We start from the raw sequence: 20086 nt of genomic DNA on the forward strand, positions 1-20086 counted from the left end.
GCCGGCCTTCGGGATTGCAGGGGGATGCTGTGCATCCCTTCGCGAATGAAATCGCCCCCACTGGTTTGCCGCTACATCCGGCGCAAAAAAGCCCGGCCCTCATTCGAGGGACCGGGCTTTTCGTTTTCAGGTGCGGGCATCCTTGCCCGCCGGGGGAGGGGCCGACGGCAGACCCCGGTTCCAATCAGGCGCCTTGCGGGGTTTCGCCGCGGGCCAGGCGTTTGTTGATGTCGTCGATCACCGCCGGCAGGTCGGCGATGGTGTCGATCAGGTAGTGCGGGCGCGAACCCTCGAACATCTGGCCGATGCGCGCGCGCTCCTGGTCCAGCTTGTCCTTCGGCAGCGCCTTGAACTGTTCGTACGTCAGGCCCAGGGCGTTGCCCGAGCAGGTCAGGGCAACGGTCCACATGCCTGCGCTACGGCCTTCGAGGATGCCGGGCCAGGTGTCGTCCACCTTCACGCAGGCGGCGACGTCGTCGATGCCGAGGGCGATCACGTTGGCCAGGGCCTGGGCCGGGTGCGGACGCCCATTGGGCACTTCGTCGGTGGCCACCACGTGGTCCGGCGTGTAGCCGTTCTCGCGGGCCAGTTCCACCACCTTGGCCATCACCACCGCCGGGTAGCCGGAGCAGGTGCCGATCTTCAGGCCCTTGCTACGCAGGGTGGCGATGGCGTCGAGGGCGCCGGGGATCAGCGCCGAGTGCAGGCCGATCTTCTCGATCTGCAGCGGCATGAAGCGTTCGTAGATGGCGGTGACGTCATCGTCCGTCGGCAGGCGGTCGAAGGCGGCGCGGTAGCGTTCGCCGATGGCCGGCACGTCGCAGAGGGTGCGGATGTGATCCCATTTGCCCATGCCCATCGGGCCGCGGGCTTCTTCCAGGGAGACGGCGACGCCGAACTCGGCGAAGGCCTCGACGAAGATCTGGGTCGGCGCGAAGGAACCGAAATCGACGACGGTACCGGCCCAGTCGAGGATCGCGGCTTTGAGTTGAGTGGGTTGCTTGTAGTGCATGGTGAGGACTCCAGCGGATTGCAGGTTGGCCAAGGGAATTCAGGTTCTGGCCCCGGCGATGGCCGGTTGACCGTTGGCCGGGAGGTTTTCCGGCGTTTTCAGGGTTTGCGGGCGGCTGTTCCAGAAGGGCACCAGCATCAGGCTGGCCAGCAGCGCCGCGGCGGTGAACACCAGGAAGACGGTGGTGGTGTCGAAGTAGCCCGGCAGCAGGCCGCCGAGGATGGCGCCTACCGAGCCGCAGCCGTTGACGAAGCCCGCGGCGGTGCCGGCGGCTTCCTGGGTGCCGAAGTCGATGGCGGCGGAGCTGCTGATCATCGAATCCGGTCCGTAGAGGGTCATGCCCATCATGAACAGCAGGCCGACCACCAGGTACAGGCTGCCGCTCTGCATGGCCGGGACGAACAGCGCCAGGCACACGGTGAGGGCGATCAGGCTGAATACGCAGGCTGGCATGCGGCGGGCGCCGAAGAGCTTGTCCGAGGCGATGCCGATCAGGATCGGGCCCACCAGGCCGGCCAGCTCGAAGGCGGTGGGGACGATGGCCGAGGCGACCTTGCCGATGGCCGGCATGCGCTCGTAGACGATCACCGGGCCCCACAGGAGGATGGCGTAGCGGGCGGGCTTGAGCAGGAAGTAGGCCAGGCCCAGGACCAGCACGGTGCGGTTCCTGATCACCTTGCGCAGGGCATTCCAGTGGCTTTCACGCGGACCGCTGCTGGTGGCTTCCACTTCAACCGGGGCGTGGCCCACGTCTTCCGGCGTGTTGCGCTGCAGGAAGAAGAACAGCACGGCGACGGCCCCAACCACCAGGGCGGAGGAGATGAACGCCATGCGCCAGTCGTGGAATACGTCATAGGCCCACCAGCCGGCGAAGGGCGTGGCCACCAGGCCGCCGAAGGCGTAGCAGGTACTCCAGTAGCCCAGCACGCGGCCGCGTTCGCGGGTGGCGAAGAAGCTGCCGATGTTCTTGCACAGCCCCGACCAGCCGGTGGATTGGGCCAGGCCCTGGACCACCATGCAGGTGGCGAAGATCGGCAAGGTGGCGAAGGTGCCCATTGCGACCGCTGCCAGGGCGGAGATCACCAGGCCGCCAAGCACTACGACTCGTGGGCCGAAGCGGTCGGCGAAGATGCCCCAGGTGAACTGGCCCACCGCGTAGGCAGTGAGGTAGAGGGCGTCGAGGTTGGCCATCGCGGCCTTGTCGAGTTCGAAGCTCGGGTCCTCGCCGATGCCGAGCTTGGCGACGGAGAAGGCTTTGCGGGTGAAGTAGAAGGCGGCGTAAGCCAGCCAGGTGATGAGGAAGATCTGGACGCGCCAGCGCTGGAGGGACTTCCAGCCGCTGTGCAAGGCACCTGCGTTGTTGTTCATGGATTTCTGACCCCGTGTGGGTATGCCGGACAGTGCAAATAGGGAGGTTGTTGTTGTTTTGCTGCTGGGCTGTCTAAACGCACGGCCTTGGTCAGATGGCAGCGGTCGTGGCGTCAGGCGGATGGATGAGGTTCTGCGCTACGGAAGCTCCCTGCCCGGCGTTTCCGAGCGGTCGGTTTACTACGGATATGTTTCAGAAAAAGGTCACCGCACCCCGGCCCCGCTACCCGCAGCGGGAACCGTCTCAGGACGGTGGGTGACCTGGAATGGGCCAGCCCTTCGACGTGGGTAGCCGTTTCAATCGCGGGTCATTTCATGTCCACGCCCATCACCTGGAGCGTGTCGGCGATGGCGCGCAGCAGCTGGCGGACGATGTGCTCGTCGATCTGGCCGATGCAGCCGATGCGGAAACTCTCGGCCACGGTCAGCTTGCCGGGATAGATGATGAAATTGCGGGACTTCAGCTCCTCGTAGAAGCGCTTGAACTCGAAGTTCGGATGTTCCGGGCTGAAGAAGGTGGTGATGATCGGCGACAGCCACCGGTCCTCCAGCAGGGTCTGGAAACCGATGTCGCGCATACCGGCCACCAGCACGTCGCGGTTGCGGCTGTAGCGCGCCAGGCGGCCCGGTACGCCACCCTCGGCGGCATGCTGTTCCAGCGCGCAGCGGAAGGCCACGACGCTGTGGGTCGGCGGGGTGAAGCGCCACTGGCCCGTGCGCTCCATGTAGAGCCACTGTTCGTAGATGTCGAGGGCGAGGGAGTGGGCGCGGCCCTTCGCGGCTTCGAGTACGGCGCGACGGATGATCACGAAGCCGAAGCCGGGGATGCCTTCGATGCATTTGTTGGCCGAAGACACCATTACGTCGAAGGCGATTTCATTCACGGTCAGCGGTACGGCGCCGAAGGAGCTCATGGCGTCGACGATCAGGCTCTTGCCGTGTGCCTTCACCACGTCGGCGATTTCGCGCAGCGGGTTGAGGATGCCGGAGCTGGTTTCGCAGTGGACCAGGAAGACGTTGGTGACGTCCGGGTTGGCCTTCAGCAGGGCGTCGACTTCCGCCGGCTGCGGCGGCAGGTAGTCGCCCTTGTCCAGGGTGATGCAGGCGCGGCCGAGGTAGTCCAGGGTCTTGGCGGCGCGCTGGCCATAGGCACCGTTCATGAGGACCAGGCACTTGCCGTCGCGGGGGATGGCGGTGGCCAGGGCCGCTTCCACCGAGAAGCTGCCACTGCCTTGCAGGGGGACGCAGGCGAAGCTGTCGTCCTGCACGCCGGCCATGGAGAGCAGTTCCTGGCGCACTTCGGCGGTCACCAGGTTGAAGGCGCCGTCCCACGAGCCCCAGTCTCGCAGCATGGCTTCCTTGGTGGCCCTGGAGGTGGTCAGCGGGCCGGGGGTCAGCAGGTAGGGCTCGCCGAGGGCGGGGGCTGCCAGCGGTTGGGTGTTGGTGGGGAATTCGGCTTTGGTCATGGTCGTCTCCAGCGTTGTTCTGGTGAGGGCGCGTTGCGATGGAGAGATAAAACCAATTCCCTGGAAATAAAAAAAATCGATTTATAGTATTTCAAAAATAAGTTGAGCTTATTTATCGAGGTGCAGGCGAATGGCGGTTTCCCAGGCACAGCTCAAGGCCTTTCATGCCGTGGCGGTGCACGGCAATTTCACTCGCGCGGCCGAGGCGCTGTTCCTCAGCCAGCCGGCGGTTTCTGACCAGGTGCGCAAGCTGGAGGAGCGCTTCGGCATCCTTCTGTTCCACCGCAACAAGCGCGCCGTGCAACTGACCGACCTGGGCGGGCGGCTGCTGGCCATCACTCAGCGGCTGTTCGCCGCCGAGGGCGAAGCCGAGGAGTTGTTGTCCACCTCGCGGGCGCTGGAGACCGGCAGCCTGACCCTGGCGGTGGACTCGCCGGTGCACCTGCTGGGGCATATCGCGCGCTTCTGCGAGCGTTTTCCCGGCATCCGCGTGAGCCTGGTCACCGGCAACAGCGACGAGTGCCTGCGCCGGTTGCAGGAGTACAAGGCGGACTTCGCGCTGCTGGGGCGGGTGGTCGAGGACGACAGCCTGATCACCCAGGTGCTGAGCAGTGACCCGCTGGTGGCCTTCGTCGCCCACTCGCACCCCTGGGCCACGCGGGACTCCATCGTCCTCGCCGACCTGGAGGACATGCCGATGGTGCTGCGCGAGCGCGGTTCCATGACCCGGCAGATCCTCGAAGAGGAGATGCGCCGCGCCGGCATCGCCATCCGTCCGGCCATCGAGGTTGAAGGCCGCGAGGCGACTTTCGAGATGGTCGCCGCCGGCCTTGGCGTCGGCCTGGTGTCGGCGGCCGAAGTGGGCGCCAGCGCCAACGTGCATGTGCTGCCGATCCGCGATTGCCTGCAGCGCATGACCGAGACGCTGGTGTGCCTGCGGGAGCAGGGCTCGCGGCGGATCATCGAGACCTTTTTCGCCATCGTGAGGTCGAACGGCGGCTAGCGGCAGGCTTCTTCTTCACTGTGGGAGCGAGTTTATTCGCGATGCGGCATTGGGGGCCGCTTCGCGTCCCATTCGCGAATGAATTCGCTTCCACGGAAATAGGGGTGGCAGGGGTGCTGTGCTAACCTGCGACAAGTTTTTTCCGGGCCGGGGCGGCCCGTTTCAGAGGTCATCCATGCATATCCACATCCTCGGCATCTGCGGCACCTTCATGGGGTCGCTGGCGGTGCTGGCCAAGGAACTTGGCCACCGTGTCACCGGCTCCGACGCCAATGTCTACCCGCCCATGAGCACCCAGCTGGAGGCTCAGGGGATCGAGCTGATGCAGGGTTACGAGCCCGCCCACCTGGATCCGGCACCGGACCTGGTGGTGGTCGGCAACGCGCTGTCCCGCGGCAACCCCGCCGTGGAATACGTGCTGAACAAGGGCCTGCCCTATGTCTCCGGCCCGCAGTGGCTGGCCGACCACGTGCTGCAAGGCCGTTGGGTGCTGGCAGTGGCCGGCACCCATGGCAAGACCACCACCACCAGCATGCTGGCCTGGGTGCTGGAGCATGCCGGCATGAGCCCGGGTTTCCTGATTGGCGGTGTACCGCAGAACTTCGGTGTGTCGGCCCGTCTGGGCGGCACGCCTTTCTTCGTGGTCGAGGCCGATGAGTACGACAGCGCCTTCTTCGACAAGCGCTCCAAGTTCGTCCACTACCGCCCGCGCACCGCCATCCTCAACAACCTGGAATTCGACCACGCGGATATCTTCCCCGACCTCGCCGCCATCGAGCGCCAGTTCCACCATCTGGTGCGGACCATTCCCGGTGAGGGGCTGGTCATCCACCCAACCTCCGAAACCGCCCTCAAGCGTGTGCTGGAGATGGGCTGCTGGACCCCGGTGCAGACCACTGGCGAAGGCGGCCAATGGCAGGCGCGCCTGCTGGCCGAGGACGGCTCGCGCTTCGAAGTGCTGTTCGAAGGTGCGGTCGCCGGCACCGTGGACTGGGAGCTGACCGGCCAGCACAACGTCGCCAACGCCCTGGCCACCCTGGCCGCCGCCCGCCATGTCGGCGTGGTGCCGGAACTGGGCGTCGCTGCGCTGTCCGCCTTCAAGAGCGTCAAGCGGCGCATGGAGAAGGTGGCTGAAGTGAACGGCGTAACCATCTACGACGATTTCGCCCACCATCCCACCGCCATCGCCACCACCCTCGACGGCCTGCGCAAACGCGTTGGCGACGCACCCGTGGTGGCGGTGATCGAGCCGCGTTCCAACTCCATGAAGCTAGGTGCCCACCGCGACGGCCTGCCGGACTCGGTGAAGCTGGCCGACCAGGTGTTCTGGTACGCGCCGCCGAACCTCGGCTGGGACCTGGCTGCAACCGCCATGGCCTGTCCGGTGCCTGCACAGGTCTGTACCTCGCTGGAGAGCATCATCGCCGAGGTCAAGGCACTGGCTCGCCCTGGTACTCAGGTGGTGATCATGAGCAACGGCGGTTTCGGCGGCCTGCACGGCAAGCTGGCCAAGGCGCTCGAACAGTAAGGAACTGGCGATGACTGGACCTTCCCGCATCACCCTGGCGATGACTGGCGCATCCGGTGCCCAGTACGGCCTGCGCTTGCTTGACTGCCTGATCCAGGAAGACCGAGAGGTGCACTTCCTGATCTCCAAGGCGGCGCAGCTGGTGATGGCCACCGAAACCGACGTCACCCTGCCGGCCAAGCCCCAGGCCATGCAGGCGTTCCTCAGCGAATACACCGGCGCCGCGCCGGGACAGATTCGCTGCTACGGCAAGGAAGACTGGATGTCCCCGGTGGCGTCCGGCTCGGGCGCGCCAGCGGCCATGGTGGTGGTGCCCTGTTCCACCGGCACGCTTTCGGCCATCGCCACCGGCGCCTGCAACAACCTGATCGAGCGCGCCGCCGACGTGACCCTGAAGGAGCGCCGCCAACTGATCCTGGTGCCGCGCGAGGCGCCGTATTCCAGCATCCACCTGGAGAACATGCTCAAGCTCTCCAACCTGGGTGCGGTGATCGTGCCGGCCTCGCCGGGTTTCTATCACCAGCCGCAGACCATCGATGACCTGGTGGACTTCGTGGTGGCGCGCATCCTCAACCTGCTGGACATCCCCCAGGACATGCTGCCGCGCTGGGGCGAACACCATCAGGGCGTCGATGACTAAGCGCCTTGCGTCGGCCGTCCTGGCGCTGGCCCTGCTGCAGGGCTGCGCCACTGTCGGCACCCTCAATGCCGCCAAGCCCGGGGCGCCGATCATCTATTCCGGCACCCGCCTGGACTGGTATTCGCTCAATGGCGGCTGCTGCCCGGTGGACCGTTTCGGCGTCGAGCCGCCGGCCTATCCGGCCCTGGACCTGCCGGCCAGCGCGCTGCTGGACACGCTGCTGTTGCCCTTTGCGGTGGCGGCGGAGATGGGGGTGGTGCTCGGGGTTTCGGGCGGGTATTGAACACCTGGGGGTGATGGACGGGGTATTTGTGGAAGCCAATTCATTCGCGAGTGAATTCGCTCCCACAGGTCTTGCAGCAATCGCCTACGCCGGTTCCTGGCAGACATCCACCCATTTCGCTTCCACCAGCTCGGCCATGTAGTCCGGGGCGATGCGTACGGCGCTGTGCACGGCGCCGGCTGCCGGCACCACTTCGTCGAAGGCCTGCAGGGAACGGTCGCAGTAGACCGGCAGCGGGGTTGCCAGCCCGAACGGGCAGACGCCGCCCACCGGGTGGCTGGTCAGGGCTTCCACTGTCTCGGCATCCAGCATCCTGGCCTTGGTGCCGAAGGCTTCCTTGAACTTGCGGTTGTCGATCCGCGCGTCGCCACGGGCCACCACCAGCACGGCGTCCTCGCCAACGCGGAAGGCCAGGGTCTTGGCGATGCGGCCCGGCTCGACGCCATGAGCTTCGGCGGCCAGTGCCACGGTGGCGGTGCTGGTATGCAGTTCGATGATGTCGATTTCCGGCGCCTTGCCGGCGAAGAAAGCGCGGACCGATTCAAGGCTCATGGGCGATCCCTCCTGGTCAAGGCACGAATCCTTGTGCAGGCGCGGGGCCTGCGTCAATCCGGATTCAGCGGCCCAGCCGGCGCAGTTCGTCCGACTCGATGATGCGAACCCCGTCCTGTTCCTCCAGCGCCAGGCGCCAGAGCGCGCGGGCCAGGGTGCAGACGTCGATGCCCCGGTACTTGCCTGGCAGCCAGCGCATGACGGCCGCCGCAAGGCGCTCGCCGAAGCGGAACTCGTTGCGCGGTCCCATCAGCAGGGAGGGGCGGGCGATGGTCAGCTGCGGCCAGTCCATGGCTTTCAAGGCCTCTTCCATCTCGCCTTTCACCTTGTTGTAGAAGATCGGCGACGCCTGGCTGGCACCCAGGGCGCTGATCACGATGAAGTGCCGTGCGCCCAGTTCGCGGGCGCGCCGGGCGAAGGCCAGGACCAGATCCAGGTCGACCGCGCGGAAGGCTTCCTGGGAACCGGCCTGGCGGATGGTGCTGCCCAGGCAGCAGAAGGCGACGTCTATCCGGCCTTGCAATTGCGGCAGCAGTTCGACCAGTGGCCCGACGGGGTTCTGCAAGTGCGGGTGCTCGGCCAGGGGGCGACGGGTCGGCGCCACGACCCTGGCGACCGTGGGTTCGTTGAGCAGGCGGTCGAGCAGGTGCTCGCCGGTCAGTCCAGTGGCGCCGGCGAGCAGTATGTGCTGGGGCGTCAAATGCATGTTGTTTCTCCGCTGATACACGCTGAGCTTAGTGGTTGCGCGCGGTTTTGTCGGCGTTCGCGCTGCTCTGCGCGGTCAGGGCTTGCTCCGCCTGGTGTTCGCGCAGTGCCCGCCAGCGTGCGATGACGGCCTTAGGCGCCCAGATCTGCGGTTCCGATGCTTCGAAGTCGTCGGCTTTCTCACGTTCGGCGACTTTCTCCTTGCTGATGCTGAAGGCGCGTTCCAGGTCATCGGTTTCGCTGAAGGCGTCGGCGAACAGGGCGCGGCCGAAGTAGGTGAAGTCGTTCTCTTCGGAACAGCCGAAGGACACGCGATCGGAGCGGGCTGCGGTCATGATCAGGGTCTTCTCATCCTTCAAGGGGGGAATGAAACCGCCGGAGTAACAGGCGGAAATCACCAGCACCTTGTACCTGTCCTCGAGAGGCTCGAGCAGGTTCGCGAGTTCCTGTGCCGGCAGGTGGTCCAGCAGCAGGCCGGGTTGCTCCAGGGCCAGTTCGTGGGTCGGCGAGCCGTGGCTGGTCAGGTAGATGAACACCAGGTCTTCCGGACCGCTGCGCCGGGCGACCGCCTGGATGGACCGGGCAAGGCTTTCGCGGGTGGCCAGGGGGCGATCGGTCATGTGCTCGCGGTGGTTGACCAGGGTGATCTGGCCGTGGGCGCCGAAGCGTTCGGCCAGGAGCCTGGAAACATAGTCCGCCTCGCGCAGGAACACGCTCTGGCGGCCGTCGCCGGCGAGGCTGATGGAGTAGAGCTCCACCTCCGGGGTGGAGGCCGGCACGGCGTCGATCGCCCGCTGGAGCAGGCCGCCCTGGGCCAGCAGGCCGACTTCCAGGGGATCGGGCAGGGCCTTGCCCTGTTCGTCGCGGATGCGCGTGCCGTCCTGCCAGACGCCCGCTTCATGCGTGCCGTCTGCCAGTGTCAGCTTGCCGGTACCGCTGTAGAGACCGTCGTTGAAGTGTCCCTGGTAGCGGCTACCGTCGGCCAGGGACAGCTTGCCTTCACCCTGGTAGCGCCAGTGCTTGAAGTGGCCCTGGTAATGGCTGCCGTCGGCACCGATGAATTCGCCCTCGCCAACCAGGTCGCCCTCCTTGAACCTGCCGCTCCAGATATCGCCGTCGGCACTGGTGAAGCGACCCTTGCCGTCGAACAGGCTGTCCTTGAATTCGCCGATGTAGTGGGAGCCGTCTTCGCCCTGGTAGGCGCCCTGCCCCTGGAGCTGGCCGCGCTTGAAGCGGCCGCTGAAACGGTTGCCGGCTTCGTCGGTGCGGACCCCTTCGCCGTCCGGCGTGCCGGCACTGAAGAGGCCTTGATAGTTGCTGCCATCGGGCCACTCGAGGCTGCCGAAGCCCTGGTATTTGTCATTGCGGAACTGGCCGCGATAGGTGATACCGCCCTGGCGCAGGGTGCCTTCGCCATCGAACTGGTTGTGGGCGAAGCCGCCTTCGTAGGTGGTGCCATTGCCATAGTCGAGGCGGCCCTGCCCGTGGAACAGGCCGGCCTTGAACTCGCCGCTGTAGACCAGCCCGTTGGGGCCGTGCCATTCGCCCCGGCCATCCGGCTGGCCATCTTTGAACTGCCCCTCGAACCAGGTGCCGTTGTTGTAGTCCAGGCGCCCCGGACCTTGCAGCAGACCGTCGACCAGCTCGCCACGATAGCGGGACCCGTCCGGCAGGCGGGCGTCCGGCGGGGTCAGGGGTTCTCCTTCGCCGCAGGCCGCAAGTAGCAGTGCGAGCGTGAGGGGCAGAAGCGGCTTCATCGGGTGTCCTTTTCCTGGCATCTGCCCTTCAGTTTGGCGCAAAAAAGCCCGCAGCTGCGGGCTTTTTTTGTTGCGTTGCCGCGGCTTAGACGAAGCAGAGGCTCAGGGATTCGGCGATGTAGGCGGGCTTTTGCTGGCCTTCGATTTCCAGGGTGCAGAGGGCCTTGATCAGCCACTGGCCGGGATTCTTCTCGTTGACGTCGATGACCTTCACGGCCAGGCGCACGCGGGAATCCACCTTCACCGGCTGGATGAAGCGAACGCTGTCGAGGCCGTAGTTGACGACCATCTTCGCGCCTTCGGGCAGGACCAGCAGGCCGTCGATCAGCTTCGGAATCAGCGACAGGCTGAGGAAGCCGTGGGCGATGGTGGAACCGAAGGGGGTCTGCTTGGCGCGCTCAGGGTCGACGTGGATGAACTGGTGGTCTTCGGTGCATTCGGCGAACTGGTTGATGCGGTTCTGGTCGATGCTTATCCAGTCCGAGTGGCCCAATTCCTTGCCAACGTAGTTCTTCAGTTCCGCTACTGGTACGTACGCCATACGTCATCCTCCGTGGATGCAGTGTTGTAATTCTTCTGGTTCGGGGGGCTTGGCCCCTCGCTTGCGTGCACGGCGTAGATCAACACGCCGGAAGGGGCGGGTCAAGACAGCATGCCCCCTGCGAATGGCGGGTTATAGCGCGGCGGCGGGCAAGCCTATAATGCCCCCGTCCCGGCCAAGGCCCGCCTGGCCGGACCTGACCCGTGGAGAACCTCATGCTGTTGCGCGGACTGACCTGGCTGGTGCTGTTCCAGCTGATCGGTAGCGGGCTCAATGCCCTGTTCCTGTCCATGCTGCCCGGGCCCATCATCGGCCTGGTGCTGCTCTTCCTCTATCTGCTGGCGCGTGGCGAAGTGAGCGAGCCGCTGAGCCTGGCCGCCAGCAGCCTGCTGCGTTACCTGCCGCTGCTGCTGGTGCCGCCGGCTGTGGGCGTGATGGTCTATGCCCAGGCCATCTGGGCGGACTTCTGGGCCATTGTCGGGGTCCTGGTGCTGTCCCTGCTGGCCGCCTTCCTCTTCTGTGGCTGGCTGATGCAGAAACTCATCGAGCGCCAGGCACGCCGCGAGGAGGACGCATGAACCTCGACTGGCAGGCCGCCGTGCAGGCGGTGGTGCATCACCCCCTGTTCGGTTTCGGCGTGACGCTGGCGGCCTACCAGCTGGCCCTGGCTGCCTACGAGAAGACCCGCTGGGTGTTCCTGCAGCCGGTGCTGCTGTCGATGCTGCTGCTGATCGGCGTATTGCTGGCGTTCGGTATCACCTATCAGGAGTACCGTCAGAGTACCCAGTTGCTGACGGTGTTCCTCGGCCCGGCCACGGTGGCGCTGGCGGTGCCGTTGTTCCTCAATCTGCGGCGGATTCGCCAGCTGTTCTGGCCCACCCTGCTGACGCTGGTGTTCGGCGGGCTCTTCGCTACGCTGTCGGTAGCGGCGCTGGGCTGGTGGTTCGGCACCGAGCAGATGGTGCTGATGACCCTGTTGCCGAAGTCGGTGACTTCGCCCATCGCCATGCTGGTGGCCGAGCAGCTTGGTGGTGTGGCCGCCCTGGCGGCGGTGTTCGTGCTGATTACCGGCGTGCTTGGCGCCATGCTCGGGCCGGAGCTGCTGCGCCGTTGTGGTGTGCACCATCCGGCTGCCCAGGGCATGGCCCTGGGGCTCACCGCCCACGCCGTGGGTACTGCGCGGGCATTGCAGGAAGGCGAGGAGTGCGGCGCCTTCGCTGCCCTGGCGATGAGCCTGATGGGCGTTGCCACTGCGGTGCTGCTGCCGCTCGCCGTTGCCATGATTGCTTGAGGTCGATGCATGAAGCTGCCGCTGTTTCCGCTCAACACCGTGTTGTTTCCGGGCTGCACCCTGGATCTGCAGATATTCGAGGCGCGCTACCTGGACATGATCGGGCGCTGCATGAAGCGAGACGAAGGCTTCGGCGTGGTGTGCATCCTCGAAGGCCAGGAAGTGGGCGAGGCCGCCAGCCGCTTCGCCGCCATCGGTTGCGAGGCGCTGGTCCGCGACTGGCAGCAGCGCCCCAATGGTTTGCTGGGTATTCGCGTGGAGGGCGGCCGGCGCTTCCATGTGAGCAAGGCGGAAGTGCTGCACGACCAGCTGACCCTCGCGGAGGTGGAATGGCTGGATGACGAACCGGAGCGGCCGCTGCGTCCGGAGCACGCCGACCTCGCGGCCTTGCTCAATGCCCTGGCCGAGCATCCGATGGTCCAGGGGCTGGGCATGGGCGGCGTGGTGCACGGGCAGCAGGCGCTGGCCAACCAGCTGTCCTATCTGCTGCCCTTCAATATCAAGGAAAAGATTCACCTGCTGACCCTGAGCGATCCGGACGAACGCCTGGATTTCCTCCAGGGGTTGTTGGATCAGCTGCAGGGCGAATCCATCGCCTGAGGCGGGATTCAGCAGGTCAGTAGCTGTAGCGCGCCAGGGCCTCGGGCAGCGCCCAGACGGAGGCGCCACCCAGCAGGGCCAGGCAGGCCGGCAGCACCAACAGCCAGATGCGCGGCGCCATCGCCGTGAGCGGCGCGGCACGCTGCATCAGCGCCAGGCCCGCCGCCGCGATGCCACCTGCCAGCAGGGCGCCGGCGAGGATGTCGGTGGGCCAGTGCACGCCGAGGTAGACCCGCGACAGGGCGATGACCAGGGCCGGCAGGCAGGCCAGCAGCAGCCAGGTCAGGCGCAGGCGTCCCGGCTGGCCGCGGCCGGCAAGAATCCCCAGTACCAGGAAGAACGCGAAAGCCGCCGAGCTGTGCCCGCTGGGGAAGCTGAAGGTGGTCAGGGGCTCGGTGAGCACTTCCGGCCGCGCCCGTGCGAAGAACTGCTTGAGTCCGGTATTGGACAGCGCGGTCGCCACCAGGGTGCCGATGGCGAAGCAGGCGGGGCGCCATTGGCGCAGCAGCAACAGCAGGCCGCCGAGCAGGGCTCCGGCGAGGAGTTGGGTCGTGAAGTCGCCCAGGCGGGTGACCAGCACCATCAGTCGGTCGAGGCTGGCGTGGCGCTGCTCCTGGACCAGCGCCATCAGCCCCTGGTCCAGCGCCTGCAGGTGCGGCCAGCCGATCAGCAGGGTGCCCAGCGCCGCCAGGCACAGGCCCGCCGCCAATGGGTTGGCCAAGCGCTTTTCATGCAGCGTGCTGTGGACGATCAGGCCGAGCATGGCCACCACCGCCACTATCACCACCCCGGCTTCGCCCCAGAAACCTTCCGGCAGTGGCAGGCGCAATGCAGCACCGGTGGCCCAGCCGGGTACCAGGTAAGCCACTGCCCAGCCAGCGGCGGCCAGCATGCTCACGGCGACGAAACGCGGGAAGGGCATGTCCAGCATGCCGGCGACCATCGGCAGCATGGGCCGCAGCGGGCCGATGTAACGGCCCACCAGCAGGCTGGCTACGCCGTAGCGCTGGAAGTAGTTCTCGGCGCCGCTGATCCATTCGGGGTGGTCCCGCAGCAGCGGCAGGTTGCGGATGTTCTGGTGGAAGCGGCGGCCCAGGCCGTAGGAAATCATGTCGCCCAGCAGCCCGCCGGTATAGGCCAGCAGCAGGGTTTCCCAAAGTTCCAGGGCGCCGCTGCCGGCCATCACGCCGACGGCGAACAGCAGGGCGACGCCCGGCACCACGATGCCGGCGATGGCCAGGCATTCGATGCAGGCGATCAGGAAGATGGCCAGGCCCAGCCATTCCGGATTGGCGCCGAGCCAGGCGGTGACCTGGTCGAACCATTGACTCATGGGTGAATGTCCTCGATCAGCGTGAAGTCGCGTCCTTCGACCTGCCCGCGGCGCAGCGGATTGCGCGTGCAGTGGCGGGCGTAGGCGGCGTCGACGAAGCGGTAGGGCAGGTGTTCGTCGCGGCCGTGGGGAATGCCCAGGCGCGCGGTCTGGATGATGGTGGCGGGGCGCTCGCCGACGTCTTCGACGAACAGGCGCTGCCAGTCGAAGCGCTGGCCGTCCCAGTCGGGCACCTTGAGGCCGAGGGAGCGGCACAGCAGGGTCTGGCCGGCGCAGAGGCGTTCGGCCGGGCGCGGCCCGCCCTGGGCGTCGGGGTTGTTGCCTTGCATGGCGGCCAGCGCGTCGGCAGGGGAGATGTCGTCCACCCAGGGGTGGCCGGATTTGATCAGTACCGCATTGCCGGCGCCGTGGGCGCTGAAGTTGAGCGAGTCGCCGCCGCGGGCGTAGTACATGTAGATGTGCCCGCCATCGAGAAAGAGTGCGCGGCGCTTGTGGGTGTAACCGAGGGAAGCATGGCTGCCCTTGTCCACCAGGTAATAGGCCTCGGTCTCGATGATGCGCGCGGACAGCCAGCGGCCGTCGACCCGGTGGCGGATGACCTTGCCCAGCAGTTCGCGGGCCACCTGCTGGGCATCGCGGTCGAAGAAGGCATCGGTCAGCGGTCGGGCGCCAGGCCAGGGCAAACTAAGGATGGGATCGCAGGACATGGGGCTGTCGCAGGGTTACGGGTCGGAATAGGCTCGCGATTATACGGAAGCATGCTGAGCCGAAGCTGAATGCCGGCGTCGGAATCGTCACGCAAAATAACAAGAGCCCGTTGCCATGTCCCGAGCCGCCCGCGTCGACAGTGCCCACATCACCCCCAGTGCGCATTACACCGGTTATGTCTGGTATCGCCACCAACTCGCCGAGGAACCCTTCGTGACCCCCTTCGGACGCTTCGCCCACGGCGTGCTGGCGCCGGTGAGTTGGGGCGCGCGCGTGGCCTTCGGCCTGGACGTGGAGCGCTTCCTGCTGCAGCGCCACCTGCTGATCGACGCTCTGTTGCGCGAGGCCATCGAGCAGCGCGGGGTGCGCCAGGTGGTGGAGATCGCTTGCGGCCTGTCGCCCCGGGGACGACGTTTCTGCTCCCGTTACCCGCGACTGCGCTACCTGGAGGCCGACCTGCCGCCCATGGCCGCGCGCAAGCGCCTGCTGCTGCATGAAGAGGGCTGGCTGAATGCGCGGCATCAGGTGCGCCCTGTGGATATCCTCGCCGAGCAATGCGCCAACGACCTGCAGGCGCTGTTCTCCGGATTGGATCGGGAAGAGCCGCTGCTGGTGATCACCGAAGGACTGGTGAATTACTTCGAGCTGCCGGTAATAGAAGGCTTCTGGGCCCGACTTGCGGCGCAGATGCGCCAGTTCCCGTCCGCCACCTACCTCACCGACCTCTATCCCGACCTGCGCGAGCACCCGCGCTACCGGCAATTGCGCTGGGGCATCGACCTGGTGGGCCGGCTGACCCGTGGCCGCTATTACCTGCACTACCGGGGCGACGACGCCATAGTCGCGGGCTTCGAAGAGTGCGGCTTCGGCGAAGTCCGGGTGCATGACCCGAAAGAGCTGGAGACGGCGCCGGTGGATGCCTGGCCAGCGTTGGTGCGGGTGGTGGAGGGGCGAGTATGAGTTTGAGTCGCCCGTGTGGGAGCGAATTCATTCGCGAATGATTTCGCTCCCACACGGGGGCTGAAGATTGGCGTCAGGCATAGGCCACGGCATGCGGCTCGGCCCGCACCACCTGCGCCGCCAGCGCCTCACTGGCCGCCGCGTCGGTATGGGGGAATACCAGCGCCAGGCTGTCGCCGTGGTGGCGCAGCGCGAGTACATCCAGTGCTGGCAAGTCGCCTGCCTGCAGGCGCCAGCCTCGGGATGGCAGGTCGGCCGGGAGGGCGCCCTGCACCAGGCCACCGAAGAATCCCAGTTCGCTGACATCCACCGACCATTCGCCCGCTTCGGCATGCAGCAGCCGGCCTCGCCGGTTCAGCGGCGCCACGCGTGGCTCCTGGCGCCGCTCCAGGCGGTCCAGGCGATTGCGTGCCAGGCGCGTGGCGCCTGGGCTGGCCAGGGGCAGGGCGGTGCCCTGGAGGAACGGACGATAGAAGCTGGCGCAGGCTTCGCGCTGCTCGAACTGGGCCAGGTGATCGCCGTTGTGGATAAGCGCGCAATCGGCATCGGTACAGGCGGCGGCGAAGCCCGCGTGCTCCCAGGGCTGGGTAAAGTGGTCGTATTCGCCGGCCAGCACCAGGGTCGGGCAGGTCGGATGACGGGTGAATCCGGGGAAATCGAGCAAGCGGCGGCTATTTTGCAGGTATCGCTCGACTTCCTGCGGGGAAAGTCGCTGCATCTGCCGCAGAAGTGCCTTGCGGAAGACCGGCGAGATGCCGGTCTCATCCAGGCGCAGGGGGTTGATCAGGCCGGTCAGGGCGCCCTGGGCGAAGCGCAGCACCTGGCCCTCGGCCAGCAGGTCCAGGCCTTCCTCCAGCATGCGCCGGGCGCCGGGCCGTCCGAATGCAGTGATCCCCGCCAGCAGCAGACGTGCACAGCGCTGCGGGTGGCGTGCGGCGAACAGAGCCGCCAGCGCCGAGCCGTAGGACAGGCCGATGGGCATCAAGGGGGGCAGGCGGAGTTCTTCGGCGAACGCGGCGATCAGGTCGGCCAGCTGTTCCAGCGACAGCTCAGGCGCCAGCTGCAGGTTGCCGCCCTGGCTGGGCAGGTCGAGGAGGATCACCGGGTGATGCGGCAGCAGTTCCTGCACCTCGACGCCGAAGGAGCGAAAGCTCTGGAAGGCGCCACCGAGCATCAGGACCGGTTCGCGATTGTCCTCGGCCTGTCGGGAGAAGGCCTGGTAATGCAGGGTCCAGGAGCCGAGCTGGACGACGCGGGGCGCATCATTCAGGTGCTGTGGGGCGAAGTCGGTCTGGTAACGCATGGCGGGTTCTCCGGCGCCTGGGCGCTTCTTGTTCTTCTGCGACGACTGCCATTGGAAGGTAAACAGCGTGGCCACTTTTGTTTACCCAACCTTCGGGCGGGCGCCAGGGATGGGTGTCACCGTCCCGGCTGCGGCCCGCCTGGGACCAGGCCTGTGCCGTTACCGGCGGCGCCAGTGGAATGGGCTGTCTACCATCCGCCCGGCGCCGCTGGGCGTGGACGAGCGCGGTCGCTATAATCAGCCGCTTTCCCTTCGCCAGAACACGAGACCATGACCGAGTCCGTTCTCGATTACATGACCCGCCTTGGCCGCGCCGCTCGTGCCGCCTCGCGCGTGGCCGCCCGTGCCAGCACCGCGCAGAAGAACCGCGCGCTGCTGGCTGCCGCTGATGCCCTGGACGCAGCCCGTGCCGAGCTGACCGCCGCCAACGAGCAGGACCTGGCCAACGGCCGTGCCAATGGCCTCGAGCCAGCCATGCTCGACCGCCTGGCGCTGACCCCGGCGCGCATCGACGACATGATCGAGGGCCTGCGTCAGGTCGCCACCCTGCCGGACCCCATCGGTGAAATCCGAGACATGCGCTACCTGCCGTCCGGCATCCAGGTGGGCAAGATGCGCGTGCCGCTGGGCGTGATCGGCATCATCTATGAATCGCGGCCGAACGTGACCATCGATGCGGCCAGCCTCTGCCTGAAGTCCGGCAACGCCACCATCCTTCGCGGCGGTTCCGAGGCCATCCATTCCAACCAGGCCATCGCCGCCTGCATCCAGAAGGGCCTGGCCGACGCCGGCCTGCCGAGTGAGCTGGTGCAAGTGGTGGAAACCACCGACCGCGCCGCCGTGGGGGCGCTGATCAGCATGCCGGAATATGTGGACGTGATCGTCCCGCGCGGTGGCAAGGGCCTGATCGAACGCATCAGCCGCGAGGCCAAGGTGCCGGTGATCAAGCACCTGGACGGCATCTGCCACGTCTACATCGACGTCGCCGCCGACCTGGACAAGGCGATCCGCGTGGCCGACAACGCCAAGACCCAGCGTTACGCGCCGTGCAACACCATGGAAACCCTGCTGGTGCACGAAGGCATCGCCGCGCGCGTACTGCCGCCGCTGGCCGCCATCTACCGCGACAAGGGCGTGGAATTGCGCGGCGACGCCGCCACCCGAACCCTGCTGGGTGCCGATGTGCTGGAAGCGACCGAAGAAGACTGGCGCACCGAGTACAACGCGCCGATCCTCTCGATCCGCATCGTCGACGGTCTGGAGCAGGCCATCGAGCACATCAACACCTACGGCTCGCAGCACACCGACGCGATCATCACCGAGAACTTCAGTGATGCACGGCGTTTCCTCACCGAAGTGGATTCCGCCTCGGTGATGGTGAACGCCTCGACGCGCTTCGCCGATGGCTTCGAATACGGCCTGGGCGCGGAGATCGGCATTTCCACCGACAAACTGCACGCCCGCGGCCCGGTCGGTCTGGAAGGCCTGACCAGCGAGAAGTACGTGGTCTTCGGCGACGGTCACGTACGTACCTGATGGGCAAGCGCATCGGCCTCTTCGGCGGCACCTTCGATCCCGTGCATATCGGCCACTTGCGGGGTGCCCTCGAGGTGGCCGAGCAGTTCGGCTTCGATGAGCTGCGCCTGATTCCCAGCGCGCGCCCGCCGCACCGCGATACCCCGCAGGTTTCGGCGGCCCAGCGTCTGGAAATGGTGCAGCTGGCGGTGGCCGGGGTTGCGCCGCTGGTGGTGGACGATCGCGAGCTCAAGCGCGAGCGGCCGTCCTGGACCATCGAAACGCTGGAGTCCCTGCGGACCGAGCTGGATGCCGATGACCAGTTGTTCCTGCTGGTCGGCTGGGACGCCTTCTGCGGCCTGCCGAGCTGGCACCGCTGGAGCGAGCTGCTGGACCATTGCCACATCCTGGTCCTGCAGCGTCCGGATGCCGACAGCGAGGCGCCGGAAGACCTGCGCGACCTGTTGGCGGCGCGCAGCGCGGTCGATCCGCAATCCCTGCAGGGGCCGTCCGGGCAGATTGCTTTCGTCTGGCAGACGCCCCTGGCGATTTCCGCCACCCAGATTCGCCAATTGCTGGGGGAGGGGCGCTCGGTGCGCTTTCTCGTGCCCGACGCCGTATTGGCCTATATCCATGCGCACGATTTGTACCGTGCGCCGAACTGATTCACTGAGGTAGTTGAACCCGATGCAAAACGAAGAACTCGTCAAGGTCGCCATCGCGGCCCTGGAAGACCTGAAAGGTCAGGAAATCACCACCATCGACGTACGTGGCAAGACCAGCATCACCGATTTCATGGTGATCGCCAGCGGCACCTCCGGCCGTCACGTCAAGTCCCTGGCCGAGAACGTCCTGGAAAAGACCAAGGAACAAGGCGTCCGCGCCCTGGGCAGCGAAGGCCTGGACGGCGGCGAGTGGGCCCTGCTGGACCTGGGCGACGTGGTGGTGCATGTGATGCAGGTCGCCACCCGCCAGTTCTATGACCTGGAGCGCCTGTGGCAAGGCGCCGAGCAGAGCCGCGCCCACCACAGCCACGAGTAAGCGGGGCGTACCTTGCGTCTACGTCTGATTGCCGTTGGCACGCGGATGCCGCGTTGGGTGGAAGAGGGCTGGCACGAGTACGTCAAGCGCCTGCCCTCCGAACTCAACCTGGAGCTGGTGGAGATTCCCCTGACCACGCGCGGCAAGAACGCCGACGTGACACGGATGATCCGTCAGGAGGGTGAGGCCATGCTGGCCAAGGTGCAGCCGGGGGAACGCATCGTCACCCTGGAAGTCCAAGGTCGGCCCTGGAACACCGAGCAGCTGGCGGCTGAGCTGGATCGCTGGCGCCTGGATTCGCGCACCGTCAACCTCATGGTCGGTGGCCCGGAAGGGCTGGCGCCGGAGGTCTGCGCCCGTAGCGAGCAACGCTGGTCGCTGTCGCCTCTGACGCTGCCGCACCCGTTGGTCCGCATCCTCATCGGCGAGCAGATCTACCGCGCCTGGACGGTACTGTCCGGCCATCCCTACCACAAGTAA

The 20086-nt window shown here is 66.5% G+C and carries 22 protein-coding genes; 12 read left to right on the top strand and 10 right to left on the bottom strand.

Annotated features, from left to right (window positions below):
- Positions 1–184: 184 nt before the first annotated feature.
- The 3 genes from phnX to FXN65_RS03525 all read right to left on the bottom strand — a co-directional run bounded on the left by phnX (position 185) and on the right by FXN65_RS03525 (position 3846).
- On the bottom strand, positions 185–1012 hold the full coding sequence (phnX, locus tag FXN65_RS03515; RefSeq protein ID WP_151131669.1) for a phosphonoacetaldehyde hydrolase: 828 nt from the start codon (positions 1010–1012) through the stop codon (positions 185–187).
- A 39-nt stretch (positions 1013–1051) separates the two neighbouring features.
- Entirely contained in the window at positions 1052–2380 is a 1329-nt protein-coding gene (locus tag FXN65_RS03520; protein WP_151131670.1) for an MFS transporter, read from the bottom strand.
- A 308-nt stretch (positions 2381–2688) separates the two neighbouring features.
- On the bottom strand, positions 2689–3846 hold the full coding sequence (locus FXN65_RS03525; protein ID WP_151131671.1) for a 2-aminoethylphosphonate--pyruvate transaminase: 1158 nt from the start codon (positions 3844–3846) through the stop codon (positions 2689–2691).
- 130 nt (positions 3847–3976) lie between these two features.
- Here FXN65_RS03525 and FXN65_RS03530 point away from each other — a divergent pair, with 130 nt between their 5' ends.
- From FXN65_RS03530 to FXN65_RS03545, 4 genes are all read left to right on the top strand, one after another.
- Positions 3977–4849 carry a LysR substrate-binding domain-containing protein gene (locus FXN65_RS03530; protein WP_151131672.1) on the top strand — a complete coding sequence of 291 codons (873 nt, stop codon included), beginning with the start codon at positions 3977–3979 and terminating at the stop codon, positions 4847–4849.
- Positions 4850–5024: 175 nt separating this feature from the next.
- Positions 5025–6377 carry a UDP-N-acetylmuramate:L-alanyl-gamma-D-glutamyl-meso-diaminopimelate ligase gene (gene mpl, locus FXN65_RS03535; RefSeq protein WP_151131673.1) on the top strand — a complete coding sequence of 451 codons (1353 nt, stop codon included), beginning with the start codon at positions 5025–5027 and terminating at the stop codon, positions 6375–6377.
- Between the two features lie 10 nt (positions 6378–6387).
- Positions 6388–7017 carry a flavin prenyltransferase UbiX gene (ubiX, locus tag FXN65_RS03540; RefSeq protein WP_151131674.1) on the top strand — a complete coding sequence of 210 codons (630 nt, stop codon included), beginning with the start codon at positions 6388–6390 and terminating at the stop codon, positions 7015–7017.
- The gene (locus FXN65_RS03545) at positions 7010–7300 is read left to right on the top strand and encodes a YceK/YidQ family lipoprotein (RefSeq protein WP_151131675.1); all 291 of its coding nucleotides are present in this window, start codon (positions 7010–7012) and stop codon (positions 7298–7300) included. The genes ubiX and FXN65_RS03545 overlap by 8 nt, the downstream gene beginning before the upstream one ends.
- A gap of 84 nt (positions 7301–7384) precedes the next feature.
- Here FXN65_RS03545 and FXN65_RS03550 read toward each other — a convergent pair whose 3' ends face one another.
- The 4 genes from FXN65_RS03550 to FXN65_RS03565 all read right to left on the bottom strand — a co-directional run bounded on the left by FXN65_RS03550 (position 7385) and on the right by FXN65_RS03565 (position 10855).
- The gene (locus tag FXN65_RS03550; protein ID WP_151131676.1) at positions 7385–7852 is read right to left on the bottom strand and encodes a YbaK/EbsC family protein; all 468 of its coding nucleotides are present in this window, start codon (positions 7850–7852) and stop codon (positions 7385–7387) included.
- Between the two features lie 64 nt (positions 7853–7916).
- The gene (locus tag FXN65_RS03555) at positions 7917–8558 is read right to left on the bottom strand and encodes an oxidoreductase (protein WP_151131677.1); all 642 of its coding nucleotides are present in this window, start codon (positions 8556–8558) and stop codon (positions 7917–7919) included.
- A gap of 28 nt (positions 8559–8586) precedes the next feature.
- Entirely contained in the window at positions 8587–10314 is a 1728-nt protein-coding gene (locus tag FXN65_RS03560) for a C13 family peptidase (RefSeq protein WP_151131678.1), read from the bottom strand.
- Between the two features lie 85 nt (positions 10315–10399).
- Entirely contained in the window at positions 10400–10855 is a 456-nt protein-coding gene (locus FXN65_RS03565; protein WP_151131679.1) for a MaoC family dehydratase, read from the bottom strand.
- Between the two features lie 215 nt (positions 10856–11070).
- Here FXN65_RS03565 and FXN65_RS03570 point away from each other — a divergent pair, with 215 nt between their 5' ends.
- The 3 genes from FXN65_RS03570 to FXN65_RS03580 are packed head-to-tail and all read left to right on the top strand — an operon-like array spanning position 11071 to position 12746.
- Complete coding sequence (locus FXN65_RS03570) at positions 11071–11433, top strand: CidA/LrgA family protein (protein ID WP_151131680.1); 363 nt, start codon at positions 11071–11073, stop codon at positions 11431–11433.
- The gene (locus FXN65_RS03575) at positions 11430–12146 is read left to right on the top strand and encodes an LrgB family protein (protein ID WP_151131681.1); all 717 of its coding nucleotides are present in this window, start codon (positions 11430–11432) and stop codon (positions 12144–12146) included. Before FXN65_RS03570 ends, FXN65_RS03575 begins: the two co-directional genes overlap by 4 nt.
- Positions 12147–12155: 9 nt before the next feature.
- On the top strand, positions 12156–12746 hold the full coding sequence (locus tag FXN65_RS03580) for an LON peptidase substrate-binding domain-containing protein (RefSeq protein WP_151131682.1): 591 nt from the start codon (positions 12156–12158) through the stop codon (positions 12744–12746).
- A 16-nt stretch (positions 12747–12762) separates the two neighbouring features.
- Here the strand turns inward: FXN65_RS03580 and FXN65_RS03585 are convergent, their stop codons facing one another.
- Positions 12763–14079 (bottom strand): bifunctional DedA family/phosphatase PAP2 family protein, encoded by a 1317-nt coding sequence (locus FXN65_RS03585; protein ID WP_151131683.1) that lies wholly within the window; start codon positions 14077–14079, stop codon positions 12763–12765.
- The gene (locus FXN65_RS03590) at positions 14076–14786 is read right to left on the bottom strand and encodes a DNA-3-methyladenine glycosylase (protein ID WP_151131684.1); all 711 of its coding nucleotides are present in this window, start codon (positions 14784–14786) and stop codon (positions 14076–14078) included. Before FXN65_RS03590 ends, FXN65_RS03585 begins: the two co-directional genes overlap by 4 nt.
- A 115-nt stretch (positions 14787–14901) precedes the next feature.
- On the opposite strand from FXN65_RS03590, the gene FXN65_RS03595 reads away from it, so the two are divergent.
- Positions 14902–15747 (top strand): class I SAM-dependent methyltransferase, encoded by an 846-nt coding sequence (locus FXN65_RS03595; RefSeq protein ID WP_151131685.1) that lies wholly within the window; start codon positions 14902–14904, stop codon positions 15745–15747.
- A gap of 73 nt (positions 15748–15820) precedes the next feature.
- On the opposite strand, the gene FXN65_RS03600 is transcribed toward FXN65_RS03595, so the two are convergent.
- Entirely contained in the window at positions 15821–17050 is a 1230-nt protein-coding gene (locus FXN65_RS03600) for an alpha/beta fold hydrolase (RefSeq protein ID WP_151131686.1), read from the bottom strand.
- A 270-nt stretch (positions 17051–17320) separates the two neighbouring features.
- Between FXN65_RS03600 and FXN65_RS03605 the strand changes: the two genes are divergently transcribed.
- The 4 genes from FXN65_RS03605 to rlmH are packed head-to-tail and all read left to right on the top strand — an operon-like array spanning position 17321 to position 20086.
- On the top strand, positions 17321–18586 hold the full coding sequence (locus tag FXN65_RS03605; protein ID WP_151131687.1) for a glutamate-5-semialdehyde dehydrogenase: 1266 nt from the start codon (positions 17321–17323) through the stop codon (positions 18584–18586).
- Entirely contained in the window at positions 18586–19230 is a 645-nt protein-coding gene (nadD, locus tag FXN65_RS03610) for a nicotinate-nucleotide adenylyltransferase (RefSeq protein WP_151131688.1), read from the top strand. The genes FXN65_RS03605 and nadD overlap by 1 nt, the downstream gene beginning before the upstream one ends.
- Before the next feature lie 22 nt (positions 19231–19252).
- Positions 19253–19606, top strand: a complete 354-nt coding sequence (rsfS, locus tag FXN65_RS03615) for a ribosome silencing factor (RefSeq protein ID WP_151131689.1) — start codon at positions 19253–19255, stop codon at positions 19604–19606.
- 12 nt (positions 19607–19618) lie between these two features.
- A complete protein-coding gene (rlmH, locus tag FXN65_RS03620) occupies positions 19619–20086 on the top strand; it encodes a 23S rRNA (pseudouridine(1915)-N(3))-methyltransferase RlmH (RefSeq protein ID WP_151131690.1) in 468 nt (155 codons plus the stop codon).

Source organism: Pseudomonas lalkuanensis (assembly GCF_008807375.1).
Classification (GTDB): Bacteria; Pseudomonadota; Gammaproteobacteria; order Pseudomonadales; family Pseudomonadaceae; genus Metapseudomonas; species Metapseudomonas lalkuanensis.